The 23,453-nt window shown below is 44.6% G+C and carries 21 protein-coding genes; 12 read left to right on the plus strand and 9 right to left on the minus strand.

All coding sequences use genetic code 11. The features are described from left to right. Position 1 precedes the first annotated feature (1 nt). From FHQ30_RS05285 to rarD, 3 genes are all read right to left on the minus strand, one after another. Positions 2-571 (minus strand): hypothetical protein, encoded by a 570-nt coding sequence (locus FHQ30_RS05285; protein ID WP_139625151.1) that lies wholly within the window; start codon positions 569-571, stop codon positions 2-4. Between the two features lie 37 nt (positions 572-608). After that, positions 609-995 (minus strand): hypothetical protein, encoded by a 387-nt coding sequence (locus tag FHQ30_RS05290; protein ID WP_139611431.1) that lies wholly within the window; start codon positions 993-995, stop codon positions 609-611. A gap of 72 nt (positions 996-1,067) precedes the next feature. After that, positions 1,068-1,940, minus strand: coding sequence for an EamA family transporter RarD (gene rarD, locus FHQ30_RS05295; RefSeq protein ID WP_139611432.1), 873 nt, complete (start codon positions 1,938-1,940; stop codon positions 1,068-1,070). 141 nt (positions 1,941-2,081) lie between these two features. On the opposite strand from rarD, the gene FHQ30_RS05300 reads away from it, so the two are divergent. From FHQ30_RS05300 to FHQ30_RS05315, 4 genes are read left to right on the plus strand one after another with little or no spacing between them, the layout of a single operon-like run. Beyond that, positions 2,082-3,035, plus strand: coding sequence for an ABC transporter permease (locus FHQ30_RS05300; RefSeq protein WP_139611433.1), 954 nt, complete (start codon positions 2,082-2,084; stop codon positions 3,033-3,035). After that, on the plus strand, positions 3,028-3,987 hold the full coding sequence (locus FHQ30_RS05305; protein ID WP_139611434.1) for an iron chelate uptake ABC transporter family permease subunit: 960 nt from the start codon (positions 3,028-3,030) through the stop codon (positions 3,985-3,987). The genes FHQ30_RS05300 and FHQ30_RS05305 overlap by 8 nt, the downstream gene beginning before the upstream one ends. Positions 3,988-3,998: 11 nt before the next feature. Further along, positions 3,999-4,763 carry an iron ABC transporter ATP-binding protein gene (locus FHQ30_RS05310; protein WP_139611435.1) on the plus strand — a complete coding sequence of 255 codons (765 nt, stop codon included), beginning with the start codon at positions 3,999-4,001 and terminating at the stop codon, positions 4,761-4,763. A 32-nt stretch (positions 4,764-4,795) separates the two neighbouring features. After that, on the plus strand, positions 4,796-5,704 hold the full coding sequence (locus FHQ30_RS05315; protein WP_139611436.1) for a siderophore ABC transporter substrate-binding protein: 909 nt from the start codon (positions 4,796-4,798) through the stop codon (positions 5,702-5,704). Positions 5,705-5,760: 56 nt separating this feature from the next. On the opposite strand, the gene FHQ30_RS05320 is transcribed toward FHQ30_RS05315, so the two are convergent. Next, complete coding sequence (locus FHQ30_RS05320; RefSeq protein WP_139611437.1) at positions 5,761-6,786, minus strand: LacI family DNA-binding transcriptional regulator; 1,026 nt, start codon at positions 6,784-6,786, stop codon at positions 5,761-5,763. Between the two features lie 263 nt (positions 6,787-7,049). Here FHQ30_RS05320 and FHQ30_RS05325 point away from each other — a divergent pair, with 263 nt between their 5' ends. Genes FHQ30_RS05325 through FHQ30_RS05340 form a run of 4 tightly spaced genes read left to right on the plus strand, consistent with a single transcriptional unit; the run spans position 7,050 to position 10,483 of the window. Continuing rightward, the gene (locus FHQ30_RS05325; RefSeq protein WP_132966153.1) at positions 7,050-7,319 is read left to right on the plus strand and encodes a PTS sugar transporter subunit IIB; all 270 of its coding nucleotides are present in this window, start codon (positions 7,050-7,052) and stop codon (positions 7,317-7,319) included. An 11-nt stretch (positions 7,320-7,330) separates the two neighbouring features. Then, a complete protein-coding gene (gene ulaA, locus FHQ30_RS05330) occupies positions 7,331-8,698 on the plus strand; it encodes a PTS ascorbate transporter subunit IIC (RefSeq protein WP_132966426.1) in 1,368 nt (455 codons plus the stop codon). Continuing rightward, on the plus strand, positions 8,698-9,546 hold the full coding sequence (locus tag FHQ30_RS05335) for a transketolase (protein ID WP_139611460.1): 849 nt from the start codon (positions 8,698-8,700) through the stop codon (positions 9,544-9,546). The genes ulaA and FHQ30_RS05335 overlap by 1 nt, the downstream gene beginning before the upstream one ends. Further along, on the plus strand, positions 9,536-10,483 hold the full coding sequence (locus tag FHQ30_RS05340) for a transketolase family protein (RefSeq protein WP_139611438.1): 948 nt from the start codon (positions 9,536-9,538) through the stop codon (positions 10,481-10,483). Before FHQ30_RS05335 ends, FHQ30_RS05340 begins: the two co-directional genes overlap by 11 nt. Before the next feature lie 80 nt (positions 10,484-10,563). On the opposite strand, the gene adk is transcribed toward FHQ30_RS05340, so the two are convergent. Beyond that, a complete protein-coding gene (adk, locus tag FHQ30_RS05345) occupies positions 10,564-11,208 on the minus strand; it encodes an adenylate kinase (RefSeq protein WP_139611439.1) in 645 nt (214 codons plus the stop codon). A gap of 225 nt (positions 11,209-11,433) precedes the next feature. Between adk and pepT the strand changes: the two genes are divergently transcribed. Then, complete coding sequence (gene pepT / locus FHQ30_RS05350) at positions 11,434-12,696, plus strand: peptidase T (RefSeq protein WP_139611440.1); 1,263 nt, start codon at positions 11,434-11,436, stop codon at positions 12,694-12,696. Positions 12,697-12,754: 58 nt separating this feature from the next. Here pepT and FHQ30_RS05355 read toward each other — a convergent pair whose 3' ends face one another. Both FHQ30_RS05355 and FHQ30_RS05360 read right to left on the minus strand, forming a co-directional pair. Then, complete coding sequence (locus tag FHQ30_RS05355; RefSeq protein ID WP_139611441.1) at positions 12,755-15,433, minus strand: MlaD family protein; 2,679 nt, start codon at positions 15,431-15,433, stop codon at positions 12,755-12,757. After that, a complete protein-coding gene (locus tag FHQ30_RS05360) occupies positions 15,405-16,679 on the minus strand; it encodes a paraquat-inducible protein A (RefSeq protein ID WP_139611461.1) in 1,275 nt (424 codons plus the stop codon). The genes FHQ30_RS05355 and FHQ30_RS05360 overlap by 29 nt, the downstream gene beginning before the upstream one ends. Before the next feature lie 336 nt (positions 16,680-17,015). On the opposite strand from FHQ30_RS05360, the gene proQ reads away from it, so the two are divergent. Both proQ and prc read left to right on the plus strand, forming a co-directional pair. Next, entirely contained in the window at positions 17,016-17,741 is a 726-nt protein-coding gene (gene proQ / locus FHQ30_RS05365) for an RNA chaperone ProQ (protein WP_139611442.1), read from the plus strand. Positions 17,742-17,857: 116 nt separating this feature from the next. Continuing rightward, positions 17,858-19,894: a carboxy terminal-processing peptidase gene (prc, locus tag FHQ30_RS05370; protein ID WP_139611443.1), complete on the plus strand. Its 2,037-nt coding sequence runs from the start codon at positions 17,858-17,860 to the stop codon at positions 19,892-19,894. 60 nt (positions 19,895-19,954) lie between these two features. Here prc and znuB read toward each other — a convergent pair whose 3' ends face one another. Next, positions 19,955-20,740 carry a zinc ABC transporter permease subunit ZnuB gene (znuB, locus tag FHQ30_RS05375; RefSeq protein WP_139611444.1) on the minus strand — a complete coding sequence of 262 codons (786 nt, stop codon included), beginning with the start codon at positions 20,738-20,740 and terminating at the stop codon, positions 19,955-19,957. Between the two features lie 8 nt (positions 20,741-20,748). Next, positions 20,749-21,540 (minus strand): zinc ABC transporter ATP-binding protein ZnuC, encoded by a 792-nt coding sequence (gene znuC, locus FHQ30_RS05380; protein WP_139611445.1) that lies wholly within the window; start codon positions 21,538-21,540, stop codon positions 20,749-20,751. 345 nt (positions 21,541-21,885) lie between these two features. On the opposite strand from znuC, the gene mepM reads away from it, so the two are divergent. Beyond that, entirely contained in the window at positions 21,886-23,436 is a 1,551-nt protein-coding gene (gene mepM / locus FHQ30_RS05385; protein WP_442805680.1) for a murein DD-endopeptidase MepM, read from the plus strand. Positions 23,437-23,453: the final 17 nt, after the last annotated feature.

Raw genomic sequence — 23,453 nt, forward strand, 5'->3', positions numbered from 1 at the left:
CTTATAAATCGTATGGGTTTATATTTTCAACAGGTAAATGAGTAATATGAGGATAATTTTTGATAATATTATGGAAATTATCTCTTAAGCCATAGGTATTAGTGAGGTTTTTCTTGCTTAATGAGCTTGCAGCAATACCCTCGCGAATTATTTTTTGTAGTTCTGACATCATTTCTATAATAGAGTCTCTATATTCATTTTTATCAAATATAAGTCTCAGTGTTCCGCTTTCTCTTTTTGATAATGGATGTGATAGAATAGTACGATAACTTTTAATATCTAAATCCCAATAAATATATTTATCATCACTATTTTTGGTTAAAGGGGATAAAATATCACTGTCTTCCGCATAGCCGCATTCACAGGTGAGTAAGTAACCTTTTCCATCGGTAGAGAGTGTGTCAATCAGTTCGAGAACATCTAATACAACACATTCATTCTCTATACTGGGATTGTAACCTATAAAATTAGGTGCAACTTGAACGTGAAGAGTTAAGTTATCATTATCCCAGAAAGTGATAGACGAAAAAAGAATTCGGTAGTTAAGTTTAGTATGCTGCTCAATAAACATATAGCCTCTGATAAGTCATATCAATAGAAAGTGATTTTTAATTATTTTTTGTTTTTCTATAATATAAAATAAGTTTAATAATGATTGTTGCTAATATTGTTACGCCAATGCTATAAAATGCAAAGAGGTAACCAGTAAATATACTGAGAATTAATACTATTATAGAAAATAAAAAAGTTAATAATATAAGGTTGAAATATATTTCGATGTCAGATTGCCAAAATCCAGTGTAAAAATGATAGCCAAACCATAGAAGCCAGAAAAAAAGCAGAGCATAGAAAAGAATTACTGTCATTGAAAAAGTGTCTAAATCGCTATCAATATTAGTAATTCTTTCAGCAATATAACCAAATAAGAAAATGAATGTAATTGCTAATGTCCACCAAGTACCAGTAATAAAAAAATGTTCGGTTTGCTCACTCATTACTATTCTCTCTATTTATTATTAGTCATCAGCACGCATTTATATTAATAAATAATATCTTGGTTCACTTTTCTAACCCAATCTCTTCCTCGCCCTAAACCCATCATACATCAACAGCAACATGGCGGCGGAAAGTCCGAACAGTAGCGGGTAAGAAGCGGGTTGAATGGTTTCGCCAATGTACAGTGAAATAAACAACATAGCGACTGTTTCCAGGTAACCCAGCAGTCCGAGTAAATTAATCGGTAGCCAGTTGCTGGCTAAGATATAAGCAATAAAGGCAATGCTGCTGATCAAACCGAGCAGAAAAACCAGCAGATAAATGTGTGGGTTGATATCGGCAACCGCAGTGAGATCGACTTCTGCCACCATATACACACAGAATGGAAACAGTAGGCTAACTTCTAAGGTAAAAACCGCCAGATCGTTCATTTTGAGGAATTTGCGACTGGCGAAATACAATGCATAGCCCAAGCCGACCGCCAGACTTTCCCACGACATTTTTCCGGTTAGTAAAATATTCAGCAGCACCGCTATGCCGGCACACAGAATCGCCAGTGCTTTATAGCGTGAAATCGTTTCTTTGAATAAAAATTTACCAAATGCGACTAGCACCAAAGGCAACAGCAGATAGCCGACAGTGACTTCAACCGCACTTCCGTTATTCGGCGCCCATAAATAGAGCCACATCTGAAACCCCATCATTGCTGCATTGAAAATCACCACTAGCAGCAGAAAGGGCTGTTGTTTGATTCGGGTTAAATGTTCAACTAATCGCTTTTGCTGTTTAAATAAAAGAAGGACCGCAAGCACTGCAGGCAGCATAAACAGAATTCGGAAACCAAGGGCATCCAGCCCGCTGAGTGGTGTCAGCAACGTAGTGAAATAATACAGGTAACCGAACAGCGCAGAAGCTAGCAGTGAACAGAGTAATCCTTTGGTCATCGTGATTAAAAACAGGGGATAAGTCGGGTTAGTATAAAACGCGGAATCATTTCGGCAAAACAGAATTGACTATTTTTCCTTAATCTATAAAATAAAAAATCATTCTCATTCGATTTGGGTTGTGCTAGTAGTAAATTCGTGATGATCAAAAGACGTTATCTGATATGCCTGTTATTGGTGTTATCGCTATTTTCTCTTTTTCTCGGCGTCAGTCGTGTTACGCTGAGCGGGCTGCTGTATTTTGATGCTGAACAGTGGCAGGTGTTTACCGCGAGTCGCATTCCACGCTTGCTCAGTATTTTGATTGCCGGTGCCAGTTTGGCGATCAGTGGTTTGGTGATGCAGCAGTTAACCCGTAACCGCTTTGTGGCACCGACCACGGCAGGTACGATGGATTCGGCACGTTTGGGGATTTTGTTGGCGATTATTCTGTTTCCTAGCGCTTCTATGCTGACCAAAACCATGATTGCGATCATCACAGCTTTTCTCGGCACGTTGGTATTTATTACCATTTTATCGAAACTGAAATTTAAAGACGTGATTTTCGTGCCGTTGGTCGGGATTATGTTTGGCAATATTATCAGTTCGGTCACCATCTTTTTGGCGATGAAAGAGGACTTGCTGCAAAATATTGCCGGTTGGTTGCAAGGTGACTTTTCACTGGTGATGAGCGGGCGTTATGAAATGTTATATCTCAGTGTGCCGGCGCTACTGTTGGTGTATCTGTTTGCCAACCGTTTTGCGATTGTCGGTATGGGAGAATCTTTTGCGCTCAATCTAGGGGTGAATTTCAAGCGGATCCAATATCTCGGTTTGGCAATTGTTGCGGTGGTGACTTCGGTGGTGATTGTTTCCGTCGGGGTGATTCCGTTTTTGGGCTTGATTGTACCGAATATTGTGACCCTATATCTGGGGGATAATCTAAAAAATATTTTGTCGCATACCGCACTTTTGGGCGCCCTGTTTGTGTTGGCGTGCGATATTCTTGGGCGGCTGCTGATTTACCCGTATGAAATTGCCATCAGTTTAGTGGTGGGGGTGATCGGCAGTGGTATTTTCCTGCTGCTGTTGTTTAAGCGGTTCCGTCATGTCTAAGTCAATACTGTCTAATCGAGCCAAGATGTGCCTATTGTTGCTTGGCAGTTTGCTGGTGGTGGCGCTGTATCTGGCTTACGGCCTGCCGAAGCGCTGGCAATATGCGCTGAATTATCGCTTGATTTCCTTGAGTGCGATTGGGTTGACCGCCATTGCAATTGCCTTTTCGACCATGATTTTTCAAGCGCTGGTGAATAACCGTATCTTAACCCCGAGTATTTTGGGACTGGATTGGCTGTATGTGTCAATTCAATTAACCATTATTTTTCTATTTGGCGCCGATGCGTTGACTCAAATGGATCCGCAGCTCAATTTTCTGCTTTCCGCTGGCATCATGACCCTGTTTTCGCTGCTGTTTTACTATTTTTTATTTAAGCGTGAGCAAGCAAATCTATTTTTTCTATTGCTGGTCGGGATCATTTTCGGCACGTTTTTTCAGAGCTTGACCACTTTTATGGAAGTGTTGATCGATCCAAATGAGTTTCAAATTTTGCAAGATGCTAGTTTTGCCAGCTTTAATAAAGTGAATAGTGAGATTCTTTGGCTGGCAGCCGGACTGTTGTTTGCGGTTATCGCTTATGCGGTACGCTATTTGAACGTACTTGATGTATTGGCACTTGGGCGTGATCAGGCGATAAATCTGGGGGTGGATTACCGTGGTTTAAGCAAGCGCTTGTTGATTGTGGTGGCAATTTTAACCTCGATTGCAACCGCACTTGTCGGTCCTATTACCTTCTTAGGTTTGCTGGTGATGAACTTAACCTTGGAGTTTATCCGTAGTCACCATTATCGCTTGCTGGTGCCGGCCGCCGTGTTGCTTGCCATTGTCACATTGATTGGCGGGCAGTTTGTGGTGTCGCAACTGCTGAATTTCAGCACCACGCTGAGTGTTATTATCAACTTTATTGGCGGCATCTATTTTATTTATCTTTTATTACGTCGCAATCAATAACGGAGTGATTAATGAGTTTAGCCATCAAGCATATCAGTAAAAAATATGCGGAAAAAACGATTTTGAATGATATTTCCTTGACGATTCCTAAGGGTAAGATCACCTCGTTCATTGGTCCGAACGGTGCCGGAAAAAGTACGTTACTGGCGATTATCAGCCGCTTATTGCAGGCTGACAGTGGCGAAGTGCGGTTAGACGACACACCGATTAGCCAAATTCCCAATAGCGAAATTGCTAAACGGTTGTCGATTTTAAAACAGAGCAACCATTTGGATTTACGCTTGACGGTGGAAGATTTGGTTGCATTCGGGCGTTTCCCCTACAGCAAAGGGCGGTTGACCGAAACCGATCGCAACTATATCGAACGCTCGCTTGACTACATGGATCTGCAAAAGATGCGCCATGTGTTTATCAACGAATTAAGTGGTGGGCAGCGCCAACGCGCCTATATTGCGATGACGTTGGCGCAAGATACCGACTATATTTTGCTGGATGAGCCACTGAACAATCTGGATATGAAACATTCGGTGCAGATTATGCAGGTGTTACGCAAGTTGTGCGATGAACTGGGCAAAACCGTGGTGATTGTGATCCATGATATTAACTTCGCTTCATGCTATTCCGACTATATCGTTGCCTTGAAAAACGGTTGCTTGGTGCGACAGGGCGAGGTCGGGCAGATTATGCAAACCGCCGCACTACAACAGATTTATGGCATGCAGATTCCGATTCACACGATTGATGAGAATAGAATAGCCGTTTTCTTTAAAAATTAATCTTAAAACCAACCTCTCAACAAGGAGTAAATATGCGTAACACCTGGCGTACTTTAGCCGTTTCCCTACTGGCGACCCTAATCATCGGCACTGCACAGGCAAGTGATATTAAGCTGTCGAGCACCATTGGTGAACTGGACGTGCCACAAAATCCAAAAAGTATTGCAATTTTTGATTTTCCGGCATTAGATATTCTCGATAGCTTAGGCAGTGAGAGTGTGGTTGCGGTGCCAAAATCGTTACCGCTGCCGGACTATTTGAAAAAATATGAAGACAAAGCTTATGCTGATGTCGGTGGTTTGATGGAGCCAAATTTTGAACGCCTAAGTGCGGTTGAACCGGAACTGACGATTATCTCTGCACGCCAAAGTCAGTTGGTGGAGCGTTTTAAAGAGATTTCGCCAATCTATTACAGTGACATTCAATATCTGGATTTTTATCCATCATTCCAACAAAATGTACGCAATATCGCCGAAATTATTGGCAAACAAGCCGAGGCGACAGCGCAATTGCAGGCGATTGATCAAGATTTAGCGGCGATTGCAGCAAAAGCCAAAGGCAAAACCGCACTGGTGCTGTTGGCGAACGAAAGCAATATCAGCACCTTTGGCCCCAATTCTCGCTATGGCATGATTTTTCAAGACTACGGCTTCACTCAAGCCGATACAGGAATCAAGGAATCACGCCATGGTATGAAAGTCAGCTTTGAGTATGTATTGGATAAAAATCCGGATTACATTTTTGTGGTTGACCGCACGGCGGCGATCACCAATAAAAGCGGTAATGCCAAAAAAGTGTTTGATAATGCGTTAATCAAAGGTTCAAAAGCTTATAAAGACGGCAATATCGTATTCTTGGATTCCGTGAACTGGTATCTGGTGATGGGTGGCTTACAGTCGATGAAAGCCATGAATCAGGAAATGTTGAAAGCAGTGCAGTGATCGTGTTACGAGGTCTGTTGCTTTTTTATCAATCGATATTGGGCGTCAGACCTCACTCAAGCGCTATCCCGTTTCAGCAGTTTGACCGGCAGCGGGATAAAACGTGTTTCGCTGTAAGTGCGGTTTTGCTGTAATAATTCAACTAATTGCTGTCCTGCGGTCTCACCAATATGTTCATAGGGAATATCGATGGTGGTCAATCTAGGGTAGGAAACCGCTCCGACATCCAGCCCACCCAAACCGACAATCAAGGTTTCATAAGGTATGTTGATTCGCTTGCGCTGTGCTTCACACAGTGCGCCACAAGCCAGTTCATCGGACAGAAATACTAACGCATCAATTCGCCCCCACATCAGCAGCGCATCATTAAACAACTTGGCACCGACCGAAAACGAAATCTCTTCGGCACAATGCAGGATTAAGTGCGGATCCAAATATTTAGCCAGCAAAGTGGTGTGCCAGCTTTCTAAATATTGTTGAAAAATCGCTGAATCTTGTTTGGCAGACAATAACCCGATTTGTTGGCAGCCCCTTTCCACCAAATAATGGATCATGGTTTGCATTGCCTGTTTACTGTCGATCCCGACATTAATTCCCAGCGGTGAGAGCTGCTTAGCGCCAATTTCCACAGTCAGCACGCCACTTTGTTTAATCCATTCGGCTTCTTGTGGCGGGCATTTTAAATTGAGCAATACAATGGCGAGTGGGGAATGGTTGATCAATTCCGGCAACCATTTTTTTTCACCGGCAAGCAGGATAACCAACTGAACATCAAGCGGTTTCAGTTTTTTCTGTAGTGCCGACAGGATCAGGGTATTTTCAGTTGATGTAATTGAAGAGGTGATAATCACAATATTACGGCTGGAAACCGATGCCAGTTCGCGCGCGGCGGCATTGGGGATATAGCCTAACTGTTGTACCGCACTTTCTATTTTTTCTCTTAAATTGTCGGAAACCAGCTCTGGAGTACGCAGTGCTCGGGAAACCGTCATTTGCCCGACGCCGACCCGTTTGGCGACATCGGCAAGCGTGACTCGCCCGGTTGTTCTGCGTGTGCGGGGAGCCTGGGAATTTGATGACATAGTGTAACTCCTCAAAATATATCGCTGAATTATAGCGCATAAATTTGAAAATCGCGCATAAACTGATGCGCTTTAACGTTGCTTATATCGGAAATCGAAAAATATGTTAGCGCTATCACAGATTTCATATCTTTAGTTTGATAGCGCTATCATTGATGGTTTAGACTGCCTACATCTTATACAAGATTGTCGGGTGTTGCGTAAAACCCTATTTGTCAGCAGGCGATTGCCGGTGTTATCCCTCTTTTATCAAGGAGAAAATAATGAAAATTACAGCAGTATGTGGTTCAGGCTTGGGCAGCAGTTTTATGATGGAAATGAACATCAAGAAAGCGTTGAAAAAATTAGGCATCGAAGCCGAAGTCGATCATACCGATTTGGCTTCAGTGACGCCGAATGATGCCGATCTGTTTGTGATGGCAAAAGATATTGCCGAAAGCAGTAGCATTTCAGCGGATAAAATCGTGGTCGTGAAAAACTTGGTCAGTGTAGCAGAGTTTGAAGAAAAACTTGCTGCCTATTTCAATCGCTAGGAGAAAAGATGATGGACGGTTTGCTTTTTTTCATTTTAGATATTTTAAAAGTACCGGCAGTGTTGGTTGGTTTGATCGCATTAGTCGGTTTGTTGGCGCAGAAAAAACCGTTTTCAGATGTGGTCAAAGGCACAGTTAAAACGATTTTAGGCTTTTTGGTGCTGGGTGGTGGTGCCGGGGTGTTAGTCGGCTCATTGAATCCACTGGGGGGCATGTTTGAATATGCCTTTAATGTGCAGGGTATCATCCCGAATAATGAAGCCATCGTCTCGATGGCAGTTGAAAAATACGGCACAGCCACTGCGCTGATTATGGCATTCGGCATGGTTGCCAATATTGTCGTGGCACGTTTTACCCGTCTGAAATACATTTTCTTGACCGGACACCATACGTTTTATATGGCGTGTATGATTGGAATTATTTTAACCGTGGCAGGCTTTGAAGGTTTCCAACTGGTTTTTGTCGGCTCATTGATACTCGGCATGGTGATGGCGTTTTTCCCGGCGATTGCACATCGGTATATGAAACGGATTACCGGCAGCAATGACGTGGCATTCGGGCATTTCGGCACCCTGGGTTATGTGTTGGCAGGTGCGGTTGGCAGTGCGGTCGGCAAAGGTTCCAAATCAACGGAAGAGATGGATTTACCGAAAAACTTGAGTTTCTTGCGTGACAGTTCAATTTCAATCTCTTTAACCATGATGGTGATCTATTTAATCCTCGCGCTGGCATCCGGCGGTGAATATATTGAATCCACCTTGAGTGGCGGACAAAACTATCTGGTTTACGCCATTATTCAAGCGATTACCTTTGCCGCCGGCGTCTTTATCATTCTGCAAGGGGTGCGTTTGATCCTAGCCGAAATTGTGCCGGCGTTTACCGGATTTTCTGAAAAATTGGTGCCGGATGCTCGCCCAGCATTGGATTGCCCGATTGTTTTCCCTTATGCACCAAATGCAGTACTGGTTGGTTTCTTAGCCAGTTTCATCGGCGGCATTGCCAGTTTGGCGGTGTTGGGGATGTTGAATTGGGTATTGATTTTGCCCGGCGTGGTACCGCACTTTTTCTGTGGCGCAACCGCAGGGGTGTTTGGTAATGCGACTGGCGGGCGGCGTGGGGCGATTATTGGTGGATTTGCCCATGGAGTGTTGATTACCTTCCTGCCGGTTTTCCTGTTGCCGGTATTGGGATCATTGGGCTTTGCCAACACCACATTCTCTGATTCCGATTTTGGTGGCGTCGGGATTGTGCTGGGTAACATGGTGCAATATCTGTCGAAAGATATGATTACCGTGGTCATTGTCGCTATTTTCAGCTTGTTGGTGATCTATAACTATGTCGCTAAAAAAGCACCATCTAACCAGGATGATGAATCATGATAGCGATAGATAAATTACAGCATTTTGCCAACGATATCCGAATTCAGTTACTGAAATCGTTGCTAAATCTGGGGTTTGGGCATTTTGGCGGCAGTTTATCAATTGTTGAAACTTTAGCTGTGTTGTATGGCGGAATCATGAAAATTGATCCGCAACAGCCGGATTGGGCAGAGCGTGATTATTTTGTACTGTCGAAAGGACATGGCGGACCAGCGTTGTATGCCACCTTGGCTTTAAAAGGTTATTTTCCGCTGGCGGAATTGATGACGGTTAACCAAAACGGAACTCGCCTGCCAAGCCACCCGGATAGGCTGCTGACTAAAGGCGTGGATGCAACAACCGGCTCGTTGGGGCAAGGCATTTCAATTGCCGCCGGCATTGCGCTTTCACATCAATTGCGTGGCTTGCCGAACCGCACTTTTTGCATTCTAGGTGACGGGGAGTTAAACGAAGGGCAATGTTGGGAAGCTTTTCAATTTATTGCTCACCGTAAATTGAATAACCTCTATACTTTTATTGATTACAATAAGTTACAGCTCGACGGCGTATTAACCTCAATTATCGATCCACAAAATCTAGAACAGAAATTTGTGGCGTTCGGCTTTGATGTGGTCACCATCAAAGGTGATGATATCGCAGAATTGTACCGCATATTATCGTTAAGAACCGCACTTGCATTGCAGCAACCGAACAGCAAACCGTTACTGGTTATTCTCGACAGTAAAAAAGGGCAAGGTGTGCCATATATTGAAAATCTGGCAAATTCCCACCATATGCGACTGACGGCAGAAAGCAAGCAGGCAATTGAGCTGGCAATTCAGCAATTGGAGGCAAAATATGTCGATTGAAAGACAATATGATACGCTGGAAATGCGTAAAATTTATGCTGAAACCTTGAAACAACAAATGCTTGCAAATCCTCTGGTGATTGAGCTGGAAGCGGATCTGATGAGCTCGATGGGAATGGATCAAGTGCAAAAAGTATTGCCTAATCAAGTGATTAACTGCGGTATCATGGAAGCCAATGTGGTCGGCATAGCGGCAGGTCTATCCTTGGCGGGGCATATCCCGTTTTTTCACACTTTTACTGCATTTGCCAGCCGTCGCTGTTTTGACCAGCTTTTTATGTCATTGGATTATCAAGCAAATAATGTCAAAGTGATCGCTTCTGATGCCGGAATTTCGGCAGTTCACAATGGCGGCACGCACATGTCTTTTGAGGATATGGGGATTGTACGCGGGCTGGCAAAAGCGACAGTGCTGGAGATCACCGATGGCAGCATGATGAAAAATATTGTGCGGCAATTAGTTGATCTGAAAGGTTTTTATTGGATTAGAACCATTCGCAAACAAGCAGTAAAAATTTATCCTGAAGACGAAGAATTCAGTATCGGCAAAGCTAAAATATTGCGTAAAGGGAAAGATATTACCCTGATTGCCAACGGTATTATGGTCGCCGAAGCGCTAACCGCAGCCGAGCAGTTGGCACAGCAAGGGATTGCCGCAACGGTGGTTGATATGTTCACGTTAAAACCAATAGATCAAGCGTGCATCATTGAACAAGCGCAGCAAACCGGAAGAATCGTGACGTGTGAAAACCACAGTATTTATAACGGCCTCGGTTCCGCAGTTGCCGAAGTTTTGTCCGAACACTGCCCGGTTCCGTTGCGCAGAGTTGGAATAAAAGGTCGTTATGGACAAGTCGGCACCCAAGATTTCTTGATGCAAGAATATGAATTAAGCGCTGATCATATTGTCAAACAGGCACTGAGTTTATTGGTCTGATTTAAATGATGGCAAATAAGTTGATGAAAACGGCTTTAAATTGTGTTTAAAGCCGTTTTTTATGCCTTAGAAAGCGGGCGTTAGCCCAAAATCTCAGTCAATTTTTCACTCACCGTTTCAACGGGTTGAGTGCCGTCTAAACGGAAATATTGGGTGTTACCGCACTTGGCTTCTGCTTGGTAGTAGTCGACCAGTGGTTTGGTGGTGTTGTGGTAAATACTCAAGCGATCTAACACGGTTTCCGGTTTGTCGTCGGCGCGGATAATCAGGTCTTCGCCGCTGATATCGTCTTTGCCGTCAACTTTTGGTGGGTTGTAAACCACATGATAAACTCGTCCTGAAGCAGGGTGTACGCGACGACCGCTCATGCGTTCGACAATCACTTGGTCAGGCACGTCGAATTCCAAGACAAAATCAATGTCGATCTTGGCATCTTTCAAGGCATCTGCTTGTGGAATCGTGCGTGGGAAGCCGTCGAGCAAGAAACCGTTTTTGGCGTCGTCTTGTGCTACTCGTTCTTTGACTAAGGCAATAATCAGATCATCCGGGACCAGTTTTCCGGCATCCATCAGTTGCTTGGCTTGTTTGCCCAATTCGCTGCCGGTTTTAATCGCTGCACGCAGCATATCACCGGTGGAAATTTGCGGAATATGGTATTTATTCATAATAAATTGCGCTTGTGTGCCTTTGCCGGCGCCTGGCGCGCCTAATAAAATAATTTTCATCAATTGACCTCTTAAATAAAATAACCGCCATAACATACCTTTCTGCAGGCAGAAACTCAAGTTTTCCTTGAGAGGAATAGGGTTTTTATCGCAATTTTTTAAAATTTCGATGCTTTTCAAGCAGAAAATGAAAGAAAATTGTTATCGATCATAATGTCGTCGATGAAAGGGACATACAATGGCAAGACAAGCAGAAAGCATAATTTATCAGGTCTGAGGGAAATTATGACACATTTATTACAACACGAGGCATTACAGCATCGGGAAAAACAACGGCAACAATTGCTAAACCGTTTTTTCAGCTATATTGCGTTTGATACCCAGTCTAAACCAGATGCCCAAAAATCACCCAGTTCAATCGGGCAACTGCGGTTGGCGGAGCACTTGGTGGAGGAGTTGGAGCAGCTCGGATTAAGTGAGGTGAAGCTCAGTCGTTACTGTGTGGTGACCGCACTTTTGCCGTCAAATTGTGGCAGTAAAAAAACGATCGGTTTTATTTCGCATCTGGACACATCGCCACAGATGAGCGGCAAGCATGTTAAAGCGGAACTGATTCAAGAGTATCGTGGCGGTGATATTGCCTTAGGTAAAGGCGATGATTATATCAGCCCGGTTGATTACCCTTTTTTGCAACAATTGGTTGGTGATTCTCTGATTGTTACCGACGGCAATACCTTATTGGGGGCAGATAATAAAGCCGGCATTGCTGAAATTATGACCGCACTTGAGCAGTTGATCGAGAGCAAGGTACCACACGCCAATATTCGGGTGGCATTTACACCGGACGAGGAGATTGGCTTAGGGATGGATTTTTTCCCGATAGCCGATTTTGTTTGTGATTGGGCATACACGATTGATGGCGGCGAAGCGGGGGAGTTGCAAATTGAGAATTTTAATGCCGCCGGAGTGGACATTGTGATTCAAGGGCATTCGGCACATCCCGGTGATGCTAAAGACAAAATGGTTAACGCTTTGGCGTTGGCTTGTGATTTTCATCAATACTTACCGAAAAATGAAGTGCCGGAAAAAACAGCGGAGCGGCAAGGCTTTTTCCATCTGGATAAAATCGAAGGCGATATTGAACAAGTGCGGATGCACTATTTGATTCGAGAATTTGATGCCGCACAATTTAAATTGCGCAAACAACAATTTCAGCAATGGGCAGATCAATTCACGACTAAATACGACTTACAGCAGCGTTTTCATGTTGAGATCAGCGACAGTTACCAAAATATGTATGAGGTCATCCGCAAGGTTCCGCAGTCGCTTGAATTGGCAAAAATGGCGATGCAAGAGTGCGGTATTACACCGCTGTTGAAACCGATTCGCGGCGGAACGGATGGCGCCAAGCTGGCCGTGATGGGTATCGCTTGCCCGAATATATTCACCGGTGGTTATAACTTCCACAGCAAATACGAACTGGCAAGCGTGCAAGGCATGCAAAGTGCGGTTGATGTGATTGCTAAAATCGCCGTGTTGGCGGTCTAGCCGCAGGCTATTAAATAAGAGGTACTAACTTAATGTTAGGACCTCAGGTTTTAATACTTTAATAAGCGCCTTGATTCCAGAATTTCGAATCTTCCGGTAACTTTTGTTGCAGCAAGAAGCGCTGTTTGGCTTTGGCGGCTGGCTGCACCACTTGTCCGGACGGTGTGCCAAACGAAATACCGCCTTTTAGGAATTGCTGCACGCTGCCGGTTTCAAAGGCAAAGCCCTGTAAACCGAAGCCGAAACTGTAGCCGGAGGTGATCCAAAATTCGGAGTTTTGGCGTACCAAGTGTTTGTATTTATTGCCGATAATAATATCGACCAACACTCGATCGCCTAGTTCGTCTAACGTCATTTTTTGTACCAGTCCGACTTCAATGCCACGATATTGCACCGGCGAACCTTCCGTCAAGTTAAATGCACTTGAAGTTTCCAAAATCAGCGGAATGCCGTTGGCAAATTTGCTGGCATTGCTAATCTCTTTATTTAAACGGAAAGTTTTGCTGGTTTCACCGCTGCCGACCTCAACATTAATATAAGGTTGAAGCAAACTGTCGAGGTTGGCGATGGCACCGGCAGAAATTTGTGGCGAAATCAGTTGAAAACGGCTGCCTTTTTTACTGATTAGGGCGTAGTAATTCGGTTGAATCAACGCTTTACTAACAATACGTTGTTGACTTTTATCAATTTCAATCGAAACCACCTCGCCAATGGTAATTCCCATATAGCGAATCGGCATGCCACGGCTTAAATCTTTGGCATCGCTTGAAGTCAGGGTAATTTCATTACCGACTGAACGGGCGGCGGTTTCATTGCTGTACAGCCGGGTATTTTTGTCGGCAGCACCAAAGTTTTCAAAGCTGATGGCGCCTTTCAGGGTTCGCATAATCGGCGCAGCTTGAATATTTACCCCTTTCGGGCCGATATCCACCTGCGCTGCACTTTCACTCCAGAATTTGCTGCGATCAGTCAACAAATTACGATATTGACTGTTAATAAATACATCAATTTTAAAGTCTTTATCGGTAGGCTGTACCGCAATAATCTGCCCGACCGGAAATTGTTTATACAGCACGAGCGAACCGTTTTCGATACCGGGCAACACCGCAGAATGCAAGGTGATGGACGGTTGTAGGTTGTCACCGGTGATCCCGGATTCGGCGCTGCTGAGATCTTTATACAGTGGATATTGCGTCAGCGCTTCGCCTTTGCCGTGTTTGTTTGCCAGAATTCGAATACCGCCTTGCAACCATTTCTCGGGTGCTGCCGCTTCAAATTGAATGCCGTCCACACCGATGTTGACATTTAAATTGGACGCGGCGATAAATTTGGTATCGGCATAGATCAGATCACGATACTCTTCGGCGATAGCAATCTTAAATTCAACCCCTTCAATTGATACCTTGCGTTGGGCAATTTCGCCAATCCGAATACCGTTATACAAAACCCCTTGTCCGACATTCACATTGTAGGTTTCCGGCGCAGTCAGTTTGATGATCAGGGTTTTGGGTAAGCTGAGCAGCAATTCCGACTGGGTCAGTACAGCAAAATCCGTTTTAGGTGTGCTGTTAGCATCGTTGCCGGCGATCAGCGTGAAATAAGGTCCGGCAAGTAATTTTTCCAGATTATTCAAATTATCGGCATTCAGGCTGTTTTCGTTTATGACGATTTGACTGTCGCTGCGTAGCAGATTACGCATATTTTCATCAACCAGCAGTTTGCCGCGCACGCTGTTGTTGTCTTTATTTTCGGCTTGAGCATCGAGGGCGGCAAGGGTACCGATTTTAAAGTTTTGATAGTAAAGCGGTGTACTGTTAATTTTTAAGCCTCGAATGTTCGGCAGGGTAATCTCAACCTCAATACCGCGTTGGGCGGATTTTTCATCTTGGTACAGTGTATAGCTTTCGCCGTTGACCGCACTTGGACTGTCCTCAGGCGAGTCAAACGAAACCCCGCCGATTACCAATGAGGTGATACTGTCCATATCAACCGAAATCCCGCTTAAGCTGATGTCGGTTTGTAAGCCGCTGCTGTTCCAGAAGCGAGAATCTTTTTTAACCAAATGACTGTAGGATTTGTTGATCACCACATCGATTTGAACTTTTTTCTGATCTTCTAAAAAACGGTAGTCGGAGATGCTGCCAACCGGAATTTTGCGGTAATTAACGGAAGCTCCGGCAGAAATTGAGCCTAGATTGTCGGCTAACAGGTGAATTAAAATATCGCCTTCGTCCATCTGCGCCATCGGACCTTCGGACTCGGCAATAAATTCATCGGCACTATCGCCACCGCCGGGCGCTAGCGTGATATAGTTTCCGGAAACCAACGCATCTAAGCCCGAAATACCAGCGAGAGAGGCACTAGGACGCACCAACCAGAATTTGGTGTGTTCGCGTAATACGGTTTTGGCTTCCGGATTGATACTGGCAGTTACCATAATTCGTTTCAGATCTTCGGTGAATTTGACTTTTTTGACCACGCCGATCTGTAAGCCCTGATAGCGAATCGGGGTTTTGTCGGCAGTAATGCCGGCGCCATTGGAGAAATAAATGGTAATGCTTTCGCCTTGTTCGTCTAAAATACGTGCAAACAGTGCCAATCCGATAATCAGTGCGACAATCGGCAACAGCCAAAACGGCGAAATGCTTTTTAAGCGCCGCACCGTCGCATTTTGCACTTTTGGTGTTGGCGTAGTTTGCGGCGCTGGATTATGTGGGGGAGTTTGGTTTTTTGTCATAGAGCTTCCAAAGTAAACGGCTATCAAATTGCTCGGCGGCAATCATGGTCAAAAAGACGGCGGCACCAAAATAAAAGGCAGCCGGCCCGACGGAAAAGGTAATAATCTGTCCACGCGTCACCAACGACATCATCAACGAGAGTACGAATAAGTCCAGCATGGACCAGCGTCCAACAAAATGCACCAGATGCAACAGCTTCATTTTTCTCTCAATATTACCGGCTTTTCGGCGGTGTACACTGATCAACAGGTAGATCATGGCGATGATTTTGCTCAGCGGCACGAAAATACTGGCGACGAAAACTACAAAGGCGACAAAATAGCTACCCATACCGATAAAAGAAATCACACCAGAAATCAGAGTGTCTCCGCTGGCGACGCCGTTTAAATAGATATATGAAATCGGCAGCAAGTTGGCGGGAATCAGCATAATGATCCCTGCGATCAACGCTGCCCAAGTACGTTGTAGTTTAGTGTTGTCATTAATATCTAATAAGGATTCGCAGCGTGGGCAATAGTGGCGCCCCTGACTGTCAAGGGTGCGTTGTTGTGCGGCAAAGGTGTAATTGCAGGCATGGCAGTGGCATAATTCATTGTTTTTGTTATGTGTATTTGCTGTAGGATAGGCAAACTGCGGATAAAATTCATTCCAAAGCGCCAACGGATTGATTTTGATAAACAGCAGCGTGGTTAAAAGTGCGGTAAACACAAACGCCAAAAAATAGATATCGATAGTTAAAGCAGCATATTCACGCACTTTAAACGCGGCAACGCCGAGACTGACCAGATAGACATCCAACATCACCCAAGGTTTGATATATCCCAGCATTAATAAGAGGTTGCGCGGACGGTGGTTGAAATGCTTGGCAATCCATAAAAACAGCACCAGTGTGGCGAAACACAACGGCATGATGATGGCGCACAGCAACACCATAAACCCCGTGTAAACATCATTGTTGGTGGCAATTTTCCAAGCGCCCCCCCAGACTGATGCGTGCACCGGTACCCCAAGCAAATCAATACTGAGCAAAGGAAAAGTGAAAGCAAACGGCATTAAAATCAGGATTGAAATCGCAATAATCGCACAACGTTTCAGACTCCAACGGCTGCCGGAGCGCAGCTCGGCGTTACATTGCGGGCAGCAGGCAACCTGCCGTGAGTGCAAGCGTGGAACATTGACCAGCGCATCGCATTCGTCACAACGTAGTAGATGGGTGTTTGAAACTCGCGATAAGATTTTAATAATCAGCCTTTCCTGTAAAAAACGATACGCAGAAAATGTGTTAAACAAAACTGCGCCAGTATAATATAAAGTTGGATGGCTGACTATAGCGTGAAAATATCCGGAAAACTGCGCTGACAACCTTAATCAGTCGCTTAGCTAAGAAGAACATCGGATAAAAGTGCGGTTTCTGTTGTCAAGCAGTCAAAAATTAAGCTAGACTATGCGTCTATTATTTTGATTTCTTGCTAGGCATAAGTGTCAGCTTTTGCTTTGATACTAGGGTCTATAGCTCAAATTATAAATAAGCATCAACAGACCCTAGGGTTCAGAAATTACGATTCAGGAACGTATGATTTCATGACAGAACAACAAACAGAACAGAAAGAGCAGCAAACAGAACCACAAAAATTGAGTAACAGCAAAGCCGTAATTGCGTATTTGGCAGAGCGTTTTCCGCTGTGCTTCAGTTTAGAAGGGGAAGCCAAGCCGCTTAAAATCGGCATTTTTCAAGATCTTGCAACCGCACTTGAACATGACGAAACCGTCAGCAAAACCCAATTACGCCATGCACTACGTCAATATACCTCAAACTGGCGTTACCTGTATGGCTGTAAAGTTGGTGCTGAGCGAGTCGATTTGCAGGGTGAAAGTTGTGGTGTATTAGAGCAAGAACATGCTGACCACGCGGCTGAACAGTTACAGCAAGCGAAAGCCAAAATAGCGGAACGCAAAGCACAAATGCGCGCGGCATTGAAAGCCAAAAATGCAGAAAAAACGAGTGCAGAAAAACAGCGTAACGATCGAGCCAGTCGCAAACCGTCTGGCGCCCCAAAAGCAGTGCGCCAGCTGAAAACACATAAACCGCAAAGTGCGGTCAAGCGAGAAAACACTGTACGTCCAGCTGTGAATTTAACCCCGGTTAAGGTGGAAAATTTACTGAAAGGACAGCAAGTTAAGGTGAAACTGGCGGAAAAAGCCAATCGTGCTACGGTGTTGGAAGTGATGAAAGATTCCGCCAGAGTGCAATTACAAAGTGGTATTATGTTGAATGTGGCGTTTGAACATCTCTACAATGTTGAATAATCAGGCAATTTTGCGCATCGACTAAAGACCAGAACATCGTGCCTTATCAAGGTACGATGTTTTATTCATTTCAGGCTTATATTAACTATTAAAGACGTCTATTTTAGGAATTGGGGATGAAGATAAAAAAATTACAATATGGTTTCTTGGCTGTATTGTTGGCTTCCTTAACATTAATGTCGCAATCTGTGCAAGCGGTCAAAGCAAATCTTAAATACGAAGAGATCAAATTGCCACAATTGGGGGAAACGCAGTCAACTGCAGCCAAACGGGTGACCGCACGTTTAACCCAGTCGCATTACAGCAAATTTGCGCTGGATCAAGCGTTCTCAGAAAAAGTGTTTACTCGCTATCTAAATTTTTTAGACTATAACCATAACACTTTCTTACAAAGTGACGTTGACCAATTGCGCGCAGAAGCGGCAAACGGTTTGCAGCAAAGCCTGTATTCCGGCGATTTGGCTTTGGCGTATAAAGCGTATGAATTGATGACCAAACGCCGCTATGAACGTTATGCCTATCTGCTGTCGTTGTTGGATAAAGAGCCGGATTTGACCAATGACGATCAAATCGAAATTGATCGTTCTAAAATGACCACATGGCCGACGGACACTGCTGAATTAGACAAACTTTGGCAACAGCGTTTTAAAAATGATGTGATTACCGAGCGTTTGAAAGGCACTAAATGGGCAGAGATCAAGAAAAAGCTGACCAAACGCTACAATCTGGCAATTCTGCGTTTGAATCAAACCCGTGCCGATGATATTTCACAACTGTTCTTAAATGCATTTGCCAGAGAAATTGATCCGCACACCAGCTACCTTTCACCGCGCAATGCTAAAAGTTTTACCGAAGACATGAATCTGTCTTTGGAAGGTATCGGTGCAACATTGCAATCGGAAGATGATGAAACGATTATTAAATCCTTAGTGCCCGGCGCACCGGCAGAGCGTAGTAAAAAACTAGCGAAAGGCGATAAAATTGTCGGAATTGGACAAGGTGCCAAAGGTGAGATCGAAGATGTAGTCGGTTGGCGTTTAGATGATGTGGTTGACAAGATTAAAGGGAAAAAAGGTACGACAGTACGTTTGGAAATCGAGCCTGCCAAAGGTGGTAAAACTAAAATCATCAGCTTAGTCCGTGACCAAGTGCGGATTGAAGACAACGCTGCCAAGCTGGAGATGAATCAGGTTGAGGGCGAAAATATCGGGGTGATTAAGATCCCAAGTTTCTATATCGGACTGACCGACGATGTGCGTAAACTGTTGGCGGATGCGGAGCAGAAAAAAGTGCAGGCGTTGGTGATTGATTTGCGTGATAACGGCGGCGGTGCGTTGACCGAAGCCGTGTCGTTGAGCGGCTTGTTTATTTCTGATGGTCCGGTGGTGCAGGTGCGTGATGCTTATAATCGCATTCGTGTTCATCAAGATCCGGACAGTGCGCAAGTCTATCAAGGCCCGTTGCTGGTGATGATTAACCGTTACAGTGCTTCGGCTTCCGAAATTTTTGCTGCGGCAATGCAGGATTATCAACGTGCGATTATTTTAGGACAGCAAACGTTTGGTAAAGGTACGGTGCAGCAAAGTCGTCCGCTGAATTTTGTGTATGATATGGATCAATCGCCGTTGGGCTTTATTCAATATACGATTCAGAAATTCTATCGGATTAACGGTGGCAGCACCCAAATCAAAGGTGTCGATCCGGATATTACTTTTCCGGCGATTATCGACGCCGAAAAGAGCGGTGAAAGCAGTGAAGACAATGCGTTGCCTTGGGACAAAGTGCCGGCAGCCAGTTATAGCGTGATGCCGAGCAAAAAATTCGAGATTGACTATCTGGCAGGATTGCATAAAGAACGCATTGCTAAAGAGCGTGAATTTATTGCGTTAGAGCGTAACTTATTGATTCAAAAAGAGTGGTCTAATCGTAAGTTTTTATCGTTAAATTTGAAACAGCGTCAGCAAGAGAACAGCGAAGACGAAGCACGTCGTTTGAAAGACTTGAACGAACGTTTTAAAGCAGAAGGCAAAAAACCACTGAAAGATATTGACGATTTGCCAAAAGACTATGAAGCGCCGGATTTCTATATCCGCGAAGCAGAGAAAATTGCTGCCGACTACGTCAAGTATCTAGCTGAGCCAGTTAAATCTTAAATCAGCTGTCAGATCCTAGGGCAGATCATTTTGATCTGCCTTTTTTGTTTGAGGCTGAATTTACTGCTGTTCTCGTTTAAACAGTGACAACATAAACAATGCGGAAGCGGCGATGACGATTGATGGACCGGCGGGGGTATCATAAAGTGCGGATAAGCCCAAACCTAAAGTGATGGCGCTGCAACTGATCAAGTAACCAATCAACACCATCTGTTCCGGCGTTTTGGAAAAACGCCGGGCGGTGGCAGCTGGAATGATCAATAAAGAAGTGATGATGAGTGCACCGACAAATTTCATACTTAAGGCGATGGTAAGTGCGGTCATTAGCATTAAAATCATCTGGATTTTGCGGGTGTTGATGCCTTCAACTTGTGCTAATTCAGCACTGATGGTGGTGGCGAGCAGTGGTCGCCAAAGCCGAATCAACAGTAATAACACAACCACCGCGCCACCGATTACCCAATAGAGATCGCTATAACTCAATGCCAGAATATCGCCGAACAGGTAAGCGATCAGATCAACCCGCACATTATCCATCAACGCAATCGCAACCACCCCCAACGACAGTGAACTGTGGGCAATAATGCCCAACAGGGTATCGGTGGAAAACGCGGTGTAATTCTCCAACCAGACCAACAGACAGGCGAGTAATAACACAATCACGATCACTGCAAAATACGGATTAACTTCCAGTAACAGCCCCAACGCAACACCTAACAGTGAAGCGTGGGATAAGGTGTCACCAAAATAGGACATTTTGCGCCAAACGACAAAAGCGCCGAGAGGGGCGCTCAGCAAGGAGAGAATCATACCGCAAATCCAAGCGGGGAGAAGAATATCAAGCATGTAACTTCCTATCGGTGAGTATGGTGGCAGTCGGCAGCGGCATTAGCGTGCGCTCCGCAGCAGACATCACCATGCAAATTATGTTTATGATTATGATGATGGGTATAAAGTGCAAAATTCTGGGCAAATTGATCACCAAAATATCGAATAAAATCAGGATGCTCAGATACTGCCTCCGGTGTTCCGGCACAACAAAGATGCTGGTTGATGCACAACACATGATCCGTATTCGCCATCACTAGATGCAAATCATGAGAAACCATCAATACCGCACAATTAAGCCTATTTTTGCTTTCGGCGATCAATTGGTACAATTCCGCCTGCCCACCGATATCCACTCCCTGCACCGGTTCGTCCAGAACCAACAACTCCGGTTGATTGAGCAGTGCTCTTGCCAGCAAAACCCGTTGCATTTCACCGCCGGAAAGCTTGTGCATACTTTGCTCTGCCAGATGCTGAATCGACAGTTGTAACAGAATTTCATCGATTTTTGTGGACTGTAGTTGTTGTAGTGATAAAAATTTTTTAACGGTCAACGGCAGAGTTTGATCCAGATGGATTTTTTGCGGCACATAGCCGATGCGTAATTTGGTTTTGGCTTTGACCGCGCCTTGTGTCGGACGGATCAATTTTAGCAACACCTTGAGCAGCGTTGATTTGCCGCCACCGTTCGGACCAACAATCGTGGTGACCGAATTAGGATAGAGTTTTAAGTTGATATTGTTCAACACAATTTTGTTATTGAAGCGGACACCAATATCTTTCAGTTCGATCAGTGCCTGCGGCTTGTTATTGTTCACGATAGTGGCCTTTGCTTGTGTTTATGGGTTTATCATTATAGGGAAGAAAGCGCCTTGGATTGAGCAGAATATCTGATTTTTACACTAGGTACAAGAGAACTAAGGTTGTTGTTTATCGATGGTTTGTTGCTCACTTTGCTGCTAAAAGTGCGGTACGATTGCAGGGATGAAAAACAGATGTGTTGCAATTGTTGTTTTAATCGGCAAACGATATTTTTCAGCAGAACTTTTTAAAGCTTTTGTGTGTCCTATTACAATACCTGTGTATTAGGTATCGGATGTTTACTGTATGATAAATGGTAAAGCAAGAATTTTAAAATAAGATATCAATAAAGAATCGGTATAGTGAAAAGTGTTATTTTAGCCAGAGAAAGAAAGAGACGGGCTCGTAATCGGAAAATATTGTTTTTAGCAATATTTGCTTTGTTATGGGGTGTTGCCGTATATTTTATTTTTCCCGGCTATGATGATGCACAGCAACCACCGGCGACGGAGTATTTGGAGACCAATCCCAGTGTTCCCTCGGCACAACAACCAGCAACGACACCATCTCAATCTGTCGAAAACTCAGCCACAGCATCAGCCGAACAGCCTTCGCTTCCACCCGGCACAGGCTCTGAAACTGCAACATCCAGTGTAGACAAAGAGAAGCCATCGCCAGAAGAAGATCCCAACGCCACCTCGTATTATGATGATTTGGATACCCAAGATGATGAAGTGGAACCGGGTTCTGTCGAACAGGATCAAGCAGCCGATGGCGAGCAAGATACCGAATTTCTGCCTGAGGAAGCGCAAACCGCACTGGATATTTTATTAGATGCTGCTGATCAGGCTTGGCGGATCAACAATCAATTTAGTGAAACGGTAGTCGCCGGGCAACAATTAAAAGATATTTTGGAGCAATCCGGCTTAGAGCCTGCGGTGAGCGCTGCGTTGATACAATCTTTTCCCGAGTTGAAGACACTAAAAGCCGGGCAGCAATTTTATTGGATTTTGAACAAAGACGATCAGCTAGAGTATATGAACTGGTTGGTGTCCGACAAAGAAGAGCGCATCTATGAACGGCAAGCAGATGGTAGCTATAAGCAACAAGTTCTTAAAAAACAGAGCGTTTGGAAAACGGAAGTCATCAAAGGGCAAATTCAAGGTTCATTTTCCAACAGTATGAGCCGACATGGGCTTTCCGCTCGTCAAATCAATCAGTTGGCGACCGCACTTCAGTGGCAGGTTAGCATGAACAAACTGCGCAAAGGCGATAAATTTGCTATTTTGATGCAGCGTGAGTATTTAGGCGATAAATTGACTGGGCAGGCAAAAGTCGATGCGATTCATATTCTGCATGATGGCAAAAGTTATTATGCGATTCAGGCGGCAAACGGTGCCTATTTTAATGTCAATGGCGAAACGTTAGGACGAGGTTTTGCGCGCTATCCGTTAACCCGCCAGCCGAAAATTTCATCGCATTTCAACCCGGCACGGCGCCATCCAGTGACAGGGCGAGTCTCACCGCATAAAGGTGTCGATTTCTCATTACGGGTCGGTACGCCGATTATTGCGCCGTCTGATGCTGAAGTCGTGAAAGTCGCTTACCAAGCCAATGGTGCCGGGCGTTACATAGTATTGAAACACGGGCGCAACTATAAAACTGTGTACATGCACTTAAGCCGTGCATTGGTGAAACCGGGACAACAGATAAAACGTGGTGAGCGAATTGCGCTTTCTGGTAATACCGGTCGTTCTACCGGACCGCACTTGCACTACGAATTTCATATTAACGATCGTCCGGTAAACCCGATGACGGTCAAACTGCCGGGTAATAACACCGGCTTGCCGGCAAAAGAGCGCAAGGCATTCCTGACAAAATCGAAAGAAGTCGTCAGACAGCTTAAGTTATAACCAGAACATTGGAAGCC

This window comes from Testudinibacter sp. 'clade 2', from assembly GCF_006227735.1.
Lineage (GTDB): Bacteria > Pseudomonadota > Gammaproteobacteria > Enterobacterales > Pasteurellaceae > Chelonobacter.

Coding starts and splice junctions, on each gene's coding strand:
- FHQ30_RS05320 (WP_139611437.1), bottom strand. CDS start 6,786: ATGTCATCAAATTCCCAGGCTCCCCGCACACGCAGAACAACCGGGCGA.
- FHQ30_RS05310 (WP_139611435.1), top strand. CDS start 3,999: ATGAGTTTAGCCATCAAGCATATCAGTAAAAAATATGCGGAAAAAACG.
- prc (WP_139611443.1), top strand. CDS start 17,858: ATGAAGATAAAAAAATTACAATATGGTTTCTTGGCTGTATTGTTGGCT.
- proQ (WP_139611442.1), top strand. CDS start 17,016: ATGACAGAACAACAAACAGAACAGAAAGAGCAGCAAACAGAACCACAA.
- FHQ30_RS05340 (WP_139611438.1), top strand. CDS start 9,536: ATGTCGATTGAAAGACAATATGATACGCTGGAAATGCGTAAAATTTAT.
- znuB (WP_139611444.1), bottom strand. CDS start 20,740: ATGCTTGATATTCTTCTCCCCGCTTGGATTTGCGGTATGATTCTCTCC.
- adk (WP_139611439.1), bottom strand. CDS start 11,208: ATGAAAATTATTTTATTAGGCGCGCCAGGCGCCGGCAAAGGCACACAA.
- FHQ30_RS05285 (WP_139625151.1), bottom strand. CDS start 571: ATGTTTATTGAGCAGCATACTAAACTTAACTACCGAATTCTTTTTTCG.
- FHQ30_RS05305 (WP_139611434.1), top strand. CDS start 3,028: ATGTCTAAGTCAATACTGTCTAATCGAGCCAAGATGTGCCTATTGTTG.
- FHQ30_RS05355 (WP_139611441.1), bottom strand. CDS start 15,433: ATGACAAAAAACCAAACTCCCCCACATAATCCAGCGCCGCAAACTACG.
- FHQ30_RS05325 (WP_132966153.1), top strand. CDS start 7,050: ATGAAAATTACAGCAGTATGTGGTTCAGGCTTGGGCAGCAGTTTTATG.
- rarD (WP_139611432.1), bottom strand. CDS start 1,940: ATGACCAAAGGATTACTCTGTTCACTGCTAGCTTCTGCGCTGTTCGGT.
- FHQ30_RS05300 (WP_139611433.1), top strand. CDS start 2,082: ATGATCAAAAGACGTTATCTGATATGCCTGTTATTGGTGTTATCGCTA.
- pepT (WP_139611440.1), top strand. CDS start 11,434: ATGACACATTTATTACAACACGAGGCATTACAGCATCGGGAAAAACAA.
- ulaA (WP_132966426.1), top strand. CDS start 7,331: ATGGACGGTTTGCTTTTTTTCATTTTAGATATTTTAAAAGTACCGGCA.
- FHQ30_RS05290 (WP_139611431.1), bottom strand. CDS start 995: ATGAGTGAGCAAACCGAACATTTTTTTATTACTGGTACTTGGTGGACA.
- FHQ30_RS05315 (WP_139611436.1), top strand. CDS start 4,796: ATGCGTAACACCTGGCGTACTTTAGCCGTTTCCCTACTGGCGACCCTA.